We start from the raw sequence: 15,312 nt of genomic DNA, 5'->3' as shown, positions 1-15,312 counted from the left end.
ACTCGTCTCCCGATGCTTCGCACCGCCCTGCTCTGTGCCACCGCGCTGTGCTCCAGCCTGACCTTCGCCAAGGTCGAGGTGAAGCAGGTGCAGCATTCCAAGGTCGGCGAAGTACTGGCGGTACGGATCAGCGAGGACATCGCTCCGGGCGACTACGAACGTCTGTTCAAGGGGCTGCTGGCCAACCCCGGCAAGTTCGCCCGCAAGGTGGCCCTGCTGGACAGCATCGGTGGCAGCGCCGCCGAGTCGATCAAGATGGGCCGCCTGCTGCGTGAATCCGGCTTCGAGACCCTGGTGCCGACCAACAGCGTCTGCCAGGGCTCCTGCGTCTACCTGCTGGCCGCCGGCAAGCACCGTACCGTGCGCGGCTACGTGGGCCTGCATCGCCCCTACTACCCGGCCGGCGATTCGTCCCAGGCCGCGGGCAGCTACAACGCCCGCACCTATTTCCGCGACATGGATATTCCCCTGGAGCTGGCCGACGCCATGCAGAGCATCGACCCGCAACGCATGCGCGTGCTGACCGCGCAGGAATTGCAGCGCTACCGCCTGGGCGCCACGCCCAGCCAGATCAGCGCCCGCTGACGTTCAACGGCCACTGATCCGCGTCGAGGTAACCCAGCAGGCGCGGCGTCTGGTCCTTCTCGCTGAGCACGAAGAGCGTCGAGGCATAGTCCGGGGTCGCCGGGTCGTCCACGCTGACCGAGTGTTCCAGGTCTTCGATGCATTCGCTGTGGGTCACCAGGATCAGGTTGCGGTGCGCCACCTTGTGCTGCAGCGCCTGGTCCAGCATCGTTCCTTCGCACTTGTACAACCAGTTCTGCTCCACCGGCTGCCGGCCGAACATCGAGGAGGCAGTCTGGATGGCGCGCAACTGGTCGCTGCTGAGAATGTCGGCATTGGCCAGGCCGAGCGCGGCGAAATCCTGCCCGATCTCGTGGGCACTCTGCCCGCCCCTGACGGTGATGCCGCTGACGTCGGCCATGCACGGTGCGCTGGAGCGGTCGCAGCGTTCGGCATGGCGCACCAGCACGATCAGGTCGCCGTTCTGCCAATGCTCGCGCAATTCGGCCTGGCGCTGGGCGTCACCCACCAGCGGCGTAGGACGCGAGAAGTCCAGCGGCAGGAAGCCACTGAGCAGGGCAATCACCGGGAGCATTGCCAGTAATGCCAGCCAACCGCGGGACATTGATCTGAAGACTTTCGGGATGGGCATGATTGAGGCCGCGCTGCTGGAAAGAGGTCCGCATCCGTTCCCTCTTCGACGAGGGAGGCCCGACCCGTCCCTGGGGTGTCCATCGCACTGCGGGTTGTCAGATGGCGGGCGAACAAACCCTATCCCCGGATTCGTGAAGAACCCGTTATGAATTGCTGAAGAAACCGTCTCTGTCGGAAACGACCGTCTGTCGCCCCGCCGCCGTCGCGGCGCCAACCAGCGCAATCGGCCGCTTTTCGGTCATCGCGATGTGGTAGAACAAGGCACAGTGCCATCAGAGAGCCGCCGCCATGCCGTACGACGCCTCCCCGGAGAATCCCGTCTACCAGACCCTCCTCGAATCCACCCGCGCCATCCCGTGGAAGATCGACTGGAAATCCATGACCTTCGCCTACATCGGCCCGCAGATCGAAGAATTGCTGGGCTGGAGCCAGGCCAGTTGGGTCAGCGCCAACGACTGGGCAGAGCGCATGCACCCCGAAGACCGCGAGCGGGTGGTGAATTTCTGCATCTCGCAGTCCCGCGAGGGCACCGATCACGAGGCGGATTACCGCGCGCTGACCATCCAGGGTGATTACGTGTGGATTCGCGATGTGGTGCACGTGGTGCGCGACGACGACGGCGAGGTGGATTCGCTGGTCGGCTTCATGTTCGACATCAGCGAGCGCAAGCGCGCCGAAGAACAGCTGATCATGCTGCAGCGCCAGCTCGAGGAGTACTCGTACAAGGACGGCCTGACCGGTGTGGCCAACCGGCGCATGTTCGATTCGGTGCTGGACACCGAGTGGGGCAGCGCCCAGCGCAGCGGCCAGCCGATCTCCCTGGTACTGCTGGATATCGACTACTTCAAGCAGTTCAACGATCACTACGGGCATGTTCGCGGTGACGACTGCCTGCGCACGGTGGGCAAGGCACTGGCCGGTGCGCTGCATCGCCCGCGGGACTTCATCGCGCGCTTCGGCGGCGAGGAGTTCGTGCTGGTGCTGCCGGAGACCGACAGCGAGGCCGCGCGGCAGGTTGCCGAGCGCTGCCGCAGCGTGCTGCGCGAACAACAGATCAGTCACGAGAAGTCGAATGTGTCCTCGCTGCTGACCATCAGCCTGGGCGTCGGCACCGCCGTGCCCTCCTCCAGCGACCGCCCGCTGGACTTCGTCGCGGCGGTGGACCGGTTGCTCTACCAGGCCAAGCAGGCCGGGCGCGACCGGCTGGTGGCGGCCCAGTGGAAGCGCGGCGACGACCTGCGGCGCGACGCGGTGCTCTGAGGCCACTGCGACGACCTGACTCGACAATCAGGGCGGGCACTGGCGCCAGAGCTGTCTAAGCTCTATAGCCACACGCGCGTGCCGGCGGCAGCGCGGTGGCCTCACAAGGGCCGCCGACCGTTGCGCCAACCCCTTGGAACACCTGGCCCGGAGCCGGCATTGCGTAGAGCCGACCCCGTAACCAGGACCCCCTGACCATGCACGATATCGACCCCGTCGAAACCCAGGAATGGCTGGACGCGCTGGAATCCGTACTGGAAAAAGAAGGCGAAGAGCGCGCCCACTACCTGATGACTCGCCTCGGCGAGCTGGCCAGCCGCACCGGCACGCAACTGCCCTACGCCATCACCACGCCCTATCGCAACAGCATTCCGGTCGGCCATGAAGCACGCATGCCCGGCGACCTGTTCATGGAGCGGCGCATCCGCTCGCTGGTGCGCTGGAACGCGCTGGCAATGGTCATGCGCGCCAACCACAAGGACCCGTCACTGGGCGGGCACATCTCCACCTTCGCTTCCTCGGCGACCCTCTACGACATCGGCTTCAACTACTTCTTCAACGGCCCTACCGAGGAACACGCCGGCGACCTGATCTACTTCCAGGGTCACGCCTCCCCAGGCGTCTACGCCCGCGCCTACATCGAGGGGCTGCTCAGCGACGAGCAGTTGGAGAACTTCCGCCAGGAGGTGGATGGCAAGGGAGTCTCCTCCTACCCGCACCCCCGGCTGATGCCGCACTTCTGGCAGTTCCCCACGGTGTCCATGGGCCTGGGGCCGATCCAGGCGATCTACCAGGCGCGCTTCATGAAGTACCTGGAGAGCCGCGGCTTCATTCCCGCCGGCAAGCAGAAGGTCTGGTGCTTCCTCGGCGACGGCGAGACCGACGAACCCGAATCCCTCGGTGCGATCTCCCTGGCCGGGCGCGAGAAGCTCGACAACCTGATCTTCGTGGTGAACTGCAACCTGCAGCGCCTGGACGGCCCGGTGCGCGGCAACGGCAAGATCATCCAGGAGCTGGAAGGCGTGTTCCGCGGCGCCAACTGGAACGTGATCAAGGTGATCTGGGGGCGCCTGTGGGACCCGCTGTTCGCCAAGGACACCGCCGGCCTGCTGCAGGCGCGGATGGACGAAGCGGTGGACGGCGACTACCAGAACTACAAGGCCAAGGACGGCGCCTACGTCCGCGAGCACTTCTTCGGCAAGCGGCCCGAGTTGCTGGAGATGGTCAAGGACCTCTCCGACGAGGAGGTCTGGAAGCTCAACCGTGGCGGCCACGACCCGTACAAGGTCTATGCGGCCTACCACCAGGCGGTGAACCACAAGGGCCAGCCCAGCGTGGTCCTGGCCAAGACCATCAAGGGCTACGGCACCGGCACCGGGGAGGCGAAGAACATCGCCCACAACATCCACGAGATCGACGTGGACAGCCTGCGCGCCTTCCGCGACCGTTTCGACATCCCGATCAAGGATGCCGACCTGCCCAGGCTGCCCTTCTATCGCCCCGACGAGGGCAGCGCCGAGGCGCGCTACCTGAAGGAACGCCGGGCCGCCCTGGGCGGCTTCATGCCCCATCGCCATGGCAACAGCCAGGCCATCCCGGCGCCGCCGCTGGAAACGCTCAAGGCGCTGCTGGACGGTTCGGGCGACCGTGAAATCTCCACCACCATGGCCTTCGTGCGGATCATCTCGCAACTGGTGAAGGACAAGGAGCTGGGCCAGCGCATCGTGCCGATCATCCCGGACGAAGCCCGCACCTTCGGCATGGAGGGCATGTTCCGCCAGCTCGGCATCTACTCCTCGGTGGGCCAGCTCTACGAGCCGGTCGACAAGGAGCAGTTGATGTTCTATCGCGAGGACAAAAAGGGCCAGATCCTCGAGGAAGGCATCACCGAGGCCGGCGCCATGTCGTCGTTCATCGCCGCCGGCACCGCCTACAGCAACTACCGCCAGCCGATGCTGCCGTTCTACATCTTCTATTCGATGTTCGGCTTCCAGCGTATCGGCGACCTTGCCTGGGCGGCCGGCGACAGCCTGACCCGCGGCTTCCTCCTCGGCGGCACCGCCGGGCGCACCACGCTCAACGGCGAAGGCCTGCAGCACGAGGACGGCCACAGCCACGTGCTTGCCTCGGTCATCCCCAACTGCCGCACCTACGACCCGACCTACTCCTACGAGCTGGCGGTGATCATCAGGGAGGGCGTCCGGCAGATGATGGAGGAGCAGCAGGACGTCTTCTACTACATCACCGTGATGAACGAGAACTACCCGCACCCGCCCCTGCCCAAGGGCGCCGAGGAAGGGATCATCAAGGGCATGTACCTGCTCGACGAGGACAAGCGCGGCGCCGCGCACCACGTCCAGCTGCTCGGCTCGGGCACCATCCTGCGCGAGGTGGAAGCGGCCGCGAAAATCCTCCGCGAAGACTTCGGCATCGGCGCGGACATCTGGTCCGTCCCCAGCTTCAACGAGCTGCGCCGCGACGGCCTGGCGGTGGAGCGCTGGAATCGCCTGCATCCGGGGCAGAAACCGCGTGCGAGCTATGTCGAGCATTGCCTCGGCGGCCGGCGCGGGCCGGTGATCGCGTCCACCGACTACATGAAGGTCTACGCCGAACAGATTCGCCAGTGGGTGCCGACCAAGGAATTCAAGGTGCTGGGCACCGACGGCTTCGGCCGCAGCGACACCCGCGCCAGGCTCCGTCACTTCTTCGAGGTGGACCGCCACTGGGTGGTGCTCGCCGCGCTGGAGGCGCTGGCCGATCGCGGCGACATCGAGCCGAAAGTGGTGGCGGAAGCGATCGCCAAGTTCGGCCTCGACCCGGAAAAACCCAACCCGCTGGACTGCTGAGGAGAGGCACCGTGAGCGAGACCATCCGCGTACCCGACATCGGCAACGGCGAAGGCGAAGTCATCGAACTGCTGGTCAAGGTCGGCGATCGCATCGAGGCCGACCAGAGCCTGCTGACCCTGGAATCCGACAAGGCCAGCATGGAAATTCCTGCGCCGAAAGCCGGCGTGGTGAAGGCGATCAAGGTGAAGATCGGCGACACCCTCAAGGAAGGCGACGAGATCCTCGAACTGGAAGCCGAAAACAGCGCCACCGAGGCCAAGGCCGAAGAGCCCGCCAAACCGGCAGCCGAACAACCCAGGCCCGCCGCCGCACCGGACCCGCAATCCGCGCCTGCGGGAGGCGGTGGCGTGGAAACCATCAAGGTTCCGGACATCGGCAACGGCCAGGGCGAGATCATCGAACTGATGGTCAAGGTCGGCGATCGCATCGAGGCCGACCAGAGCCTGCTGACCCTGGAATCCGACAAGGCCAGCATGGAAATTCCTGCGCCGAAAGCCGGCGTGGTGAAGGCGATCAAGGTGAAGATCGGCGACACCCTCAAGGAAGGCGACGAGATCCTCGAACTGGAAGCCGAAAACAGCGCCACCGAGGCCAAGGCCGAGGAGCCCGCCAAACCGGCAGCCGAACAACCCAGGCCCGCCGCCGCACCGGACCCGCAATCCGCGCCTGCGGGAGGCGGTGGCGTGGAAACCATCAAGGTTCCGGACATCGGCAACGGCCAGGGCGAGATCATCGAACTGATGGTCAAGGTGGGTGACTCCATCGAGGCCGACCAGAGCCTGCTGACCCTGGAATCCGACAAGGCCAGCATGGAAATCCCCGCGCCCAGGGCCGGGGTGGTGAAAGCCATCAAGGTGAAGATCGGCGATACGCTCAAGGAAGGCGATGAGATCCTTGAACTGGAAGTTGCCGCTAGCGCCGCGCCGACTGCTGCGCAGGACACCGCGCAACCCGCTCCGGAGCCCAGCGCAAGAAACGAGCAGCCCAAGGCACCGGAAGCCGCGCCCGTCGGTGCGCCCAGCCGCGACGGCACCAAGGTCCACGCCGGGCCGGCGGTGCGCATGCTCGCCCGCGAATTCGGCGTCGACCTGGCGCAGGTTACCGGCACCGGGCCCAAGGGCCGCATCCTCAAGGAGGACGTGCAGTTGTTCGTGAAGGAGCAACTGCAACGGAGCAAGTCCGGCGCGGCGGCAGGAGCCGCTGGCGGCGCAGGGATTCCGCCGATTCCGGAAATCGACTTCAGCAAGTTCGGCGAAATCGAAGAAGTGGCCATGACCCGCCTGATGCAGGTCGGCGCCAGCAACCTGCACCGCAGTTGGCTGAACGTGCCCCACGTGACCCAGTTCGAGTCCGCCGACATCACCGAGGCGGAAGCCTTCCGCATCGCGCAGAAGGCGGCGGCGGAAAAGGCCGGGACCAAGCTGACCATCCTGCCGATCCTGCTCAAGGCCTGCGCCCACCTGCTGCGAGAGCTGCCGGACTTCAACAGCTCGCTGGCGCCCAGCGGCAAGGCGCTGATCCGCAAGCATTACGTGCACATCGGCTTCGCCGTGGACACGCCGGATGGCCTGCTGGTGCCGGTGATCCGCGACGTGGACAAGAAAGGGCTGCTGCAGCTTGCCCTGGAGGCCGCCGAACTGGCGGAGAAGGCGCGGACCAAGAAGCTCTCCGCCGACGCGATGCAGGGCGCGTGCTTCACCATCTCCAGCCTGGGACATATTGGCGGCACCGGCTTCACGCCCATCGTCAATGCGCCAGAAGTGGCGATCCTCGGCGTGAGCAAGGCGACCATGCAGCCGCTGTGGGACGGCAAGGCCTTCCAACCGCGGCTGATGCTGCCGTTGTCGCTGTCCTATGACCACCGGGTGATCAACGGTGCGGCGGCGGCGCGGTTCACTCGGCGGCTCGGCGAAGTGTTGGGGGATATTCGCAGTCTTTTGCTCTAAGGCCCCATGGCAGCGGGCTCCGACTGCGATGAGCCTCGCACCCGGGCGCTTCCCCTCACCCCGGCCCTCTCCCTGAGGGCCAGGGTGAGGGGAAGCAGTGGCTCGAATGTCCGGGAGCGCAGGAAGCGTTATCCGCCATCACGGCGGATAGCCCGCAGCGGTTCGCGAACCTGTTCACTCCGACAAGTTCGTAGCAGGTTCCATTGGCAGGAGCGAGTCTGCTCGCGAACCCGTTGCCTCACCCTACATACGATTCAGCGGAATCCGCAGATACCGCACGCCGTTGCCCTCGGCTTCCGGCAGAACCCCGCCACGCATGTTCACCTGGATCGACGGCCAGATCAGTGCCGGGGCGTTGAGCGTCGCATCGCGTTCGTTGCGCATCGCGACGAAGGCGTCCTCGCCCACCCCGTCATGCACATGGACGTTGGCCTCGCGCTCGCGCGCTACCGTGGTCTCGTGCTGGTGCTCCTCGCGCCCCTCCGTCAGGTAGTCGTGGCAGAGGAACAGCCGGGTCGAATCGGGCAGCGCGAACAGCCGCTGGATCGAACGGTACAACTGCCGCGCGTCGCCGCCGGGGAAATCGCAGCGGGCGGTGCCGTAGTCGGGCATGAAAAGCGTGTCGCCGACGAAGGCAGCGTCAGCGATGAGATAGGTCATGCAGGCCGGCGTATGGCCCGGCGTGTGCAGTGCCTGGGCCTGCAATTCGCCGATGCTGAAACGCTCGCCGTCCTCGAACAGGTGGTCGAACTGGCTGCCGTCGCAGGGAAAATCCTCGCCCAGGTTGAGCAGTCCTGCGAAGGTGCGCTGTACCTGGGCGATGCTGGCGCCGATGGCGAGCCGACCGCCGAGCTCGGCCTTGAGCCAGGCTGCGGCGGACAGGTGATCGGCATGCAGGTGGGTCTCCAGCAACCACTGCACCGTCAGCGCCTGTTCGCGCACATGGTCGAGGATGCGCCGGGCGCCGGCGTTGCTCACGCGGCCCGAGGCGGCATCGTAGTCCAGTACCGGATCGATGATGGCGCAGTACCCGGTGCTGTGATCCGCCACCACGTAGCTGTAGGTGGAGGTGGCCGGGTCGAAGAAATGCTGGATCGTGGCGCTCATGCGGGCCTCCCCAGGTTCTCGCGATGCCATTCGCAGGCGGCGTGGAGCGCCATCCCCACCAGCATGGCGAGGCAGAACAATGCGCCCTGCCAGTAGCCGGCGGAGAAGGTCACCAGTGCCGGTCCCGGACAGATGCCGGCAATGCCCCAGCCAACGCCAAACAGCAGGCTGCCGCCGATCAGCCGGCTGTCCAGGTCGCGGCGCTGCGGCAGTTGCATCAGGCCACCCAGCAGCGAACGATCGTGCCGCCGCGCCCACGTGAAGAACGGTAGTCCAACAGCGATGGCAGCCAGCATCACCAGCGCCAGCGAGGGGTCCCAGCGCCCAGCGAGATCGAGGAAGCCCAGCACCTTGGCCGGGTTGGCCATGCCTGCCAGCAACAGGCCGATGCCGAACAGCAGGCCGAGCAGCAAGGCGACGATCCTGCTCATGCTCCAATCCCCAGCCAGTGACGCAGAACGAACACGGTGGCGAAGCCGGTACCCATGAAGCACAACGTCGCCACCAGCGAGCGGCCAGACATCCGTGATAGCCCGCAGACACCATGCCCACTGGTACAGCCGGAGCCGAAACGACTGCCAACGCCGACCAGCAGGCCCGCCACCGCCAGCGTCATCCAGCCTGCCTCGAAACGGATCTCCGGCAATGGCAGCAACGCAGCCCACAACAGCGGCGCGGCCAGTATTCCGAGCAGGAAGAACAGCCCTTCTCCGCGCCAGCCGGCGCTTTTGAACAATCCGCCGAGCAGCCCGCTGATGCCGGCGACGCGACCATCGAGGACGGCGTAGAGCCCGGCCGACAGACCGATCAGCGCTCCACCGGCCAGGGCGCTCCAGGGGGTGAAATGAGTCCAGTCGATCATCTTGGTTGCTCCGCGCAGAACAGCCGGTACAGCGTTTCGATCACCGCCAGCGCCTGGTGGCTCGCAATGCGGTAATAGACCTGCTTGCCCTCGCGGCGGGTCTCCACCAGCTCTTCGCGGCGCAGCACCGCCAGTTGCTGGGACAGGGTCGGCTGGGAGATGCCCGTACGGGTTTCCAGCTCACCGACGTTCAGTTCACCCTCGGCCAGTTGGCAGAGCAGAATCAGGCGGTCGGTATTGGCCAGCGCCTTGAGCAACTGGCAGGCGGTTTCGGCGGACTGATGCAGACGCAGCGCGTCGGCGGGGTCGAGCGCAGGAGTGGTCATGGGTACGATCTACAAATAATCAATCTATGTTTTTATAGATTGTTTTTCACCTCCTGGCCAGTCCCCGATCTCTTCTTCAGATCAGCGGCTTCTCGTACCGCCAGGCATCGGCGCCGTCTTCGTAGAAACCCGCGGTCCGGCCAAACCGACGATAGTCGTGCCGCTCATAGAGACCGATGGCGATGCCATTATCGACGCGCACCTCGAGCCGCAGCGCCTTGCAGCCGCGCCCCGTGGCACTGCGCTCCACCTGCTCCAGCAGGCCACTGCCCAGCCCCCGACCACGCGCCTGGGGCGAGATCGCCAGCGAATACAACCGCGCCACCGTGGCGCCCCGGCGAAACAGCAGCAAGGCGTAGCCAAGCAGCTCGCCCCCCTCCTGCGCCACGAGGAGTTCAGCGCTCGGCGCGGCGATCAGATGACGGAAGCTGCGCGCGCTCAGGCGGTCCTCGTCGAAAGTGCCTTCCTCCAACGCGAGAAGAGCCGGCAAATCGGCCTGCGTGGCAAGGCGATATAACAGTGACATGGGTTCTCCATAAAACTTTCGTAATGAACCGGGACATTTCAGAAAGTTACTGCTTAATAGACACACGGCAACTTCCAGACAGGTCCGTTAACAATGTCTTCGTTACACACTAACTTCCATGAAAAGTTGAACGCAAGTTCTCTCCGGATAATCCCCGATGCCGCTGCAGAGCCTCCTTCAGCGCGGTCCAGCCGGGTTATGATCATCGTCGATCGCAAGGAAGACTGGGCCTCGTACCTCCCCAGCGAGGACATGCTGACGGCGCGGGAATATCTGGAAGCCTCCCGCCAGTTCGAAGCAGGGAAACGCTTCCAGGTCATCAACTTGTGCCGCCACTATAAATATCTCGGCCACGGTTATTATTGTTCGCTGCTCGCCGAAGCACGTGGCCACAAGGTCATTCCTTCCGTGCGCACCATCAGCGAATTGGCGAAGAAATCCCTCTACGGCCTGGCTCTGGACGGCCTGGAAAGATCCCTGGAAAAAGCCCTCGCCCAGCATCCCTGCGCCAGCACCGACGGCTTCACTCTGCGCCTGTATTTCGGCCGTACCGACCTCGAACCGCTGCAACCCATCGCCCGCCAACTGTTCGAGGTCTTCCCCTGCCCCATTCTGCTGGTGGACTTCCGCCGCACCGACGCCTGGCACATCGCGGGAATCCGCCCCGGCGCGCTGCACAAGCTGCGCGATAATCAGGAGGACCAGTTCGCCGATGCCCTGGACCGCTTCAGCCGCCGTGTCTGGCGCCAGCCCAACTCGCGGCGCCTGGCGCGTTACGACCTGGCCATCCTGCACAACCCGGCGGAAAGCCTGCCGCCTTCCAACGCCGGCGCACTGGAGAGTTTCGTCCGCGTCGGCCTGCAGTTGGGCATCGATGTGGAGCTGATCGAGAAGAAAGATTACCCGCGCCTCGCCGAGTACGACGCGTTGCTGATCCGCGAGACCACCAGCGTCGACGACCACACCTACTGCTTCGCCAAAAAGGCCGAGAGCGAGGGGTTGATCGTGATGGACGACCCAGCCTCGATTCTGCGCTGCACCAACAAGGTCTATCTCAGCGACCTGCTGCGCAGCCACGGCCTGGGCATGCCGGCCACGGAAATCCTCTACAAGGACGACCCGCAGGAACTGGAGCGCATCGGCGCGCGGCTGGGCTTCCCGCTGGTTCTGAAGATCCCCGACGGCTGCTTCTCCCGTGGCGTCTACAAGGTCGAGGACGCCCAGCAACTGCACAGCGTCAGCGCCGAGCTGTTCGAGCACTCGGTGCTGCTGCTCGCCCAGGAATACCTCTACACCGAGTTCGACTGGCGCATCGGCATCCTCAATCGCCAGCCGGTGTTCGCCTGCCAGTACTTCATGTCCCGCGGGCACTGGCAGATAGTCGAGCACAAGGCCGGCGGCGAGGCGATCGGCGAGTGCCGCACGCTGCCGGTGGAAAGCGCGCCGCCCGCCGTCGTGGAGCTGGCACTGAAGACTGCCAACCTGATCGGCGACGGCCTTTACGGCGTCGACCTGAAGGAGGTGGACGGCGAAGTGGTGGTCATCGAAGTGAATGACAACCCCAACCTCGACGCCGGTATCGAGGATGCCTGCCTCAAGGACGACCTTTACCGCCGGGTGCTGGAGGAGTTCATCCGCCGCCTGGAGCTCAAGCGCCACGGCCAGGCGCTCTGAGCGAACCGTCCAAGGAGAACCCTATGGAAGCCACGCATATCGGCCTGACCATCCTGATCGCCATCGTCGTGTTCGGCACCGCGATCAACTACTTCGACCACCGCATGAAGCCACGCGAGGTGCGCGAACAGGCCAGGCACAAGACTCAGCCAAAGCGCACGCAGTAGATCGGCGGCAGGTGGACGGACAGGCACTGCCAGTGGTCCCCGCCGTTCTCCGACAGCCACAGGCCACCGGTGGTGGACCCCATCGCCAGGCAGGCGCCGTCATCATCGATGGCCAGGCCGTGGCGATAGACCAGGTCGAAGGCGGCGCCCTCGGGCAGGCCACCGTCCAGTACTTCGAAGCTGGCGCCGCCGTCGCGCGTGCGGGTAACGACGAAGCGGGCATCCACCGGAATCCGGCACACATCCTTCACCGCCGGGACGAACCACGCCGTCTCCGGCCGTGTCGGGTGGACGGCGACGGCAAAACCGAAGCTCGAGGGTTGGACCGACACGTCGCTCCAGCGCGAGCCGCCGTCGATGGAGGTGAAGATGCCGTTGTGATGCTGCACCCAGAGGCGATCCGGCTGCGCCGGGCAATGCACCAGGCGGTGTGGATCCTGGATGGCGCCCTCTTCACGCAGCTCCGGCGGCATGTAGTCGGCGTACATGCCGGCGGTGCTCAGGCGCCAGCTGGCGCCGCCGTCAACGCTCTGCCAGACGCCGCCGCAGGACACCGCGACGGTCAGGTGCTGGCTGTCCCGCGGGTCGACGCTGACCGAGTGAATGCCCGGCCAGTCATAGCCGCCGCCCATCCAGCGCGAGCGCTCGGGCACATCCCAGAGCGGGCGGTTCAACTCCCAGCTGTCGCCGCCGTCGTTGCTGCGGAACAGGCCGCCGGGAATGGTGCCGGCCCAGAGCACGCCGGGCTCGGCAGCGCCACCGGTTTCCAGGCACCAGATCTGTTGCAGGGTCCAGGGCGCGGGCGGCGCTCCCCCTTCCGCGGGTTCGGGCAGCGGGTCGGGTTGCGGCGGATAGGTCGGCACGGCGACTTCCAGCCAATCCTCCCCTGCCCGCTGGCGCCAGAGCTTGCAGCCGAAATGGCCGAGGTTGAGGGCGGCATAGAGGCTGTCATCGCGCGGGTCGGCCAGCACGGTGCTCAGCGGCTCACCGATGAAGTCGCGACGTGTTTCCCGCCAGCCGCCCGCGCCACGCTGGAAGGTGAACAACCCCTTGCGGGTCGCCACCAGCAGTCGATCATCCATTGTGCTCTCCTGAATTACCGCCGGTTCTCATCCACCGCTCAAGGCCTGCACCACGTAGACCTCGCTGTCCTCCGCCAGCGCATCGCTGAGGCGGGCGCGGTCCCGCAGGCGCAGCCCATCGATAAAGATCGTCAGGTGCCGGCGCAATCCGCCCTGGTCATCCAGCAGGTAGCCGCGCAGCTTCGGCGCCTCGGCGAACACCGTTTCCAACGCGCCGGACAAGGTGTCCGCCGTCAGCTCGCGCTCAACGATGGGAACGTGACGCTGGATCGACGGGGCGAAGGCGATACGGCACATGGGCGAACTCGCAACGGGCGCTGACTGCACCAGTCTAGGGCAGGTGTGGCGGGTGTTCCGAGCGCTTCGACGGGATGCGCCATGGTCACCGGAGAGGCTCTGGAACGGCCTTCGTAGCGGTCCTTCCCCGGCATTCAGTTTCGATAAAACGAAACCAAACGTCGTGAAAATCACATTTAACAAACCCATCCGCCGTGCGAGTCTCCGGGAATCGTCAGCCATAACCTTCGACATGCATCTGCTCGTTTCGCCCGCATCGCTGGAACCCGTCGCCGCCCGCAAGGCCGGCAGCGCTGTCCGCCTGCCGCGCAAACATGCCCGCTGGCTCGAACTGCAACCGCTGACCCTGCCTCTCGAACTGGCCTTCTGGGCGCTCTGGCACTGCCGCCACGCCCGTCCACCGGACAGCACCTCTCGCTGATCGGGCGTCATCGCCCGTATTCATTCGACGGAACTACGCTCAGGACTGGCCATACGCCGTTCTCGAACAAGACGTAGCCCGTTGTATCGCTTGCCTGCCTTCAATCCTGCGCCCGTCGGCGCGGCCCTGGCCTGCAGGTCGTCAGCGCATCCGCGTGGATGCTAACGAGAGCCCCATGAATTTCGCCTCCGTGCAAGAAGCCCAGTATTTCCTGGCCCAGAACCCCGATATCGAGATGGTCGAGCTGTTCATCCTCGACGCCAACGGCGTGCCGCGCGGCAAGCTGCTGCACCGCGAGGAACTGCTCGCCGTGTACCAGTCCGGCCGGCCGCTGCCCAGCACCATCCTCGGTCTCACCGTGCACGGCGAGGACGTGGAGGATTCCGGGCTGGTCTGGGACGTGGGCGACATCGATTGCCGCGCCTACCCGTTGGCCGGCAGCCTGGTGCGCCTGCCCTGGCGGCAGATTCCCACGGCGGCGGTGCAGGTCAGCATGCACCCCGAGGAAGGCAAGCCGGCGGACATCGCCGATCCGCGCCACGTGCTGCTGCGCGTGATCGACGGCCTCAAGGCCGATGGCTTCCACCCGGTGATGGCCTGCGAGCTGGAGTTCTACCTGCTGGACGCCAAGCGCGATGCCAATGGCCGCCCGCAACCGGCGCTGGACGCCGACGGCGGTCGCCCGCGCACCACGCAGGTTTATGGCCTGCGTGAGCTGGAGCAGATCGAGCCGTTCCTCGCCGACCTCTATGCCGCGTGCAAGGCCCAGGGCATTCCGGCCCGCACGGCGATTTCCGAATACGCGCCGGGCCAGGTGGAGATCACCCTGGAGCACGGCGATGCGCTGCTCGCCATGGACCAGGCCGTGCGCTACAAGCGCCTGGTGAAAGGCGTGGCGCACAAGCACGGCATGCAGGCCTGCTTCATGGCCAAGCCGTTCGACGACCTCGCCGGCACCGGCATGCACATGCACGTGTCCCTGGCCGACGCCGAGGGCAACAACCTGTTCGCCAGCGAAGACCCCGCCGGCACTCCGCTGCTGCGCCAGTCCGTGGGCGGCATGCTGAAAAGCCTCCTCGACTCGCTGCTGCTGTTCTGCCCCAACGCCAACTCCTACCGCCGCTTCCAGGCCAACAGCTACGCGCCGCTGGCGCCGACCTGGGGCTGCGATAACCGCACCGTCAGCCTGCGCGTGCCCGGCGGCCCGGCCAATACCCGACACGTCGAGCACCGCATCTGCGGCGCCGACGCCAACCCGTACCTGGCTGCCGCCGCGATCCTCGCGGGTATTCACCGCGGCATTCGCGAGGCGATCGATCCGGGTGCGCCGGTGGAAGGCAACGGCTACGCCCAGGCCAAGGAACTGCTGCCCACCGACTGGCTCACCTCGCTGCGCGCGCTGGAACGCTCCAGCTGGGCGCGTGACGCGCTGGGGCACGAATTCCTCGGCGTCTACCTGAAGGTCAAGCAGGCCGAGTACCGCCAGTTCATGGGCGAGGTCGGCGAGCAGGACTGGCGCTGGTATCTGACGCAGGCGTGAAAGCATCGTGCAACTGCTTGCAAGCCCCTCTCCCCAG

Annotated in this window: 16 protein-coding genes; 8 read left to right on the top strand and 8 right to left on the bottom strand. The window is 65.8% G+C overall.

Annotated elements, in window-relative coordinates:
• Positions 1-12: 12 nt before the first annotated feature.
• Positions 13-585 carry a COG3904 family protein gene (locus GJV37_RS07480; protein ID WP_037013296.1) on the top strand — a complete coding sequence of 191 codons (573 nt, stop codon included), beginning with the start codon at positions 13-15 and terminating at the stop codon, positions 583-585.
• Here the strand turns inward: GJV37_RS07480 and pmrG are convergent.
• Positions 572-1,189: a lipopolysaccharide core heptose(II)-phosphate phosphatase PmrG gene (pmrG, locus tag GJV37_RS07475; RefSeq protein WP_063831012.1), complete on the bottom strand. Its 618-nt coding sequence runs from the start codon at positions 1,187-1,189 to the stop codon at positions 572-574. The genes GJV37_RS07480 and pmrG overlap by 14 nt on opposite strands.
• A gap of 317 nt (positions 1,190-1,506) precedes the next feature.
• Here pmrG and GJV37_RS07470 point away from each other — a divergent pair, with 317 nt between their 5' ends.
• The 3 genes from GJV37_RS07470 (at position 1,507) to aceF (ending at position 7,273) form a co-directional block, all read left to right on the top strand.
• Positions 1,507-2,478, top strand: coding sequence for a GGDEF domain-containing protein (locus GJV37_RS07470; protein WP_024763526.1), 972 nt, complete (start codon positions 1,507-1,509; stop codon positions 2,476-2,478).
• Between the two features lie 197 nt (positions 2,479-2,675).
• Positions 2,676-5,324 carry a pyruvate dehydrogenase (acetyl-transferring), homodimeric type gene (gene aceE / locus GJV37_RS07465; RefSeq protein WP_024763527.1) on the top strand — a complete coding sequence of 883 codons (2,649 nt, stop codon included), beginning with the start codon at positions 2,676-2,678 and terminating at the stop codon, positions 5,322-5,324.
• A gap of 11 nt (positions 5,325-5,335) precedes the next feature.
• Positions 5,336-7,273, top strand: a complete 1,938-nt coding sequence (gene aceF, locus GJV37_RS07460) for a dihydrolipoyllysine-residue acetyltransferase (protein ID WP_193452267.1) — start codon at positions 5,336-5,338, stop codon at positions 7,271-7,273.
• Between the two features lie 243 nt (positions 7,274-7,516).
• Here the strand turns inward: aceF and GJV37_RS07455 are convergent, their stop codons facing one another.
• The 5 genes from GJV37_RS07455 to GJV37_RS07435 all read right to left on the bottom strand — a co-directional run bounded on the left by GJV37_RS07455 (position 7,517) and on the right by GJV37_RS07435 (position 10,094).
• Positions 7,517-8,380 carry an MBL fold metallo-hydrolase gene (locus GJV37_RS07455; protein ID WP_024763529.1) on the bottom strand — a complete coding sequence of 288 codons (864 nt, stop codon included), beginning with the start codon at positions 8,378-8,380 and terminating at the stop codon, positions 7,517-7,519.
• Positions 8,377-8,811: a DUF6691 family protein gene (locus GJV37_RS07450; RefSeq protein ID WP_037016134.1), complete on the bottom strand. Its 435-nt coding sequence runs from the start codon at positions 8,809-8,811 to the stop codon at positions 8,377-8,379. Before GJV37_RS07450 ends, GJV37_RS07455 begins: the two co-directional genes overlap by 4 nt.
• Positions 8,808-9,242, bottom strand: coding sequence for a YeeE/YedE family protein (locus tag GJV37_RS07445; RefSeq protein ID WP_024763531.1), 435 nt, complete (start codon positions 9,240-9,242; stop codon positions 8,808-8,810). Before GJV37_RS07445 ends, GJV37_RS07450 begins: the two co-directional genes overlap by 4 nt.
• Positions 9,239-9,568 carry an ArsR/SmtB family transcription factor gene (locus GJV37_RS07440; RefSeq protein ID WP_024763532.1) on the bottom strand — a complete coding sequence of 110 codons (330 nt, stop codon included), beginning with the start codon at positions 9,566-9,568 and terminating at the stop codon, positions 9,239-9,241. Before GJV37_RS07440 ends, GJV37_RS07445 begins: the two co-directional genes overlap by 4 nt.
• 76 nt (positions 9,569-9,644) lie before the next feature.
• Positions 9,645-10,094: a GNAT family N-acetyltransferase gene (locus GJV37_RS07435; RefSeq protein WP_193452266.1), complete on the bottom strand. Its 450-nt coding sequence runs from the start codon at positions 10,092-10,094 to the stop codon at positions 9,645-9,647.
• A 198-nt stretch (positions 10,095-10,292) separates the two neighbouring features.
• Between GJV37_RS07435 and GJV37_RS07430 the strand changes: the two genes are divergently transcribed.
• Positions 10,293-11,768: a RimK family protein gene (locus GJV37_RS07430; protein ID WP_193452265.1), complete on the top strand. Its 1,476-nt coding sequence runs from the start codon at positions 10,293-10,295 to the stop codon at positions 11,766-11,768.
• Positions 11,769-11,791: 23 nt separating this feature from the next.
• Positions 11,792-11,935 (top strand): hypothetical protein, encoded by a 144-nt coding sequence (locus tag GJV37_RS07425; protein ID WP_193452264.1) that lies wholly within the window; start codon positions 11,792-11,794, stop codon positions 11,933-11,935.
• On the opposite strand, the gene GJV37_RS07420 is transcribed toward GJV37_RS07425, so the two are convergent.
• Both GJV37_RS07420 and GJV37_RS07415 read right to left on the bottom strand, forming a co-directional pair.
• Positions 11,914-13,017, bottom strand: coding sequence for a WD40/YVTN/BNR-like repeat-containing protein (locus tag GJV37_RS07420; protein WP_193452263.1), 1,104 nt, complete (start codon positions 13,015-13,017; stop codon positions 11,914-11,916). The genes GJV37_RS07425 and GJV37_RS07420 overlap by 22 nt on opposite strands.
• Before the next feature lie 27 nt (positions 13,018-13,044).
• A complete protein-coding gene (locus GJV37_RS07415; RefSeq protein ID WP_193452262.1) occupies positions 13,045-13,314 on the bottom strand; it encodes a ubiquitin family protein in 270 nt (89 codons plus the stop codon).
• 232 nt (positions 13,315-13,546) lie between these two features.
• Between GJV37_RS07415 and GJV37_RS07410 the strand changes: the two genes are divergently transcribed.
• Together GJV37_RS07410 and GJV37_RS07405 are read left to right on the top strand one after the other, a co-directional pair.
• Positions 13,547-13,735: a hypothetical protein gene (locus tag GJV37_RS07410; RefSeq protein ID WP_024763537.1), complete on the top strand. Its 189-nt coding sequence runs from the start codon at positions 13,547-13,549 to the stop codon at positions 13,733-13,735.
• Between the two features lie 175 nt (positions 13,736-13,910).
• Complete coding sequence (locus tag GJV37_RS07405; RefSeq protein ID WP_193452261.1) at positions 13,911-15,275, top strand: glutamine synthetase family protein; 1,365 nt, start codon at positions 13,911-13,913, stop codon at positions 15,273-15,275.
• Positions 15,276-15,312: the final 37 nt, after the last annotated feature.

Origin of the sequence: Pseudomonas nitroreducens (assembly GCF_010994165.1) — a bacterium.
Lineage (GTDB): Bacteria > Pseudomonadota > Gammaproteobacteria > Pseudomonadales > Pseudomonadaceae > Pseudomonas > Pseudomonas nitroreducens.
The sequence above is the reverse complement of the archived record's forward strand: the minus strand, read 5'-3'. Positions and strand labels throughout refer to the sequence as shown.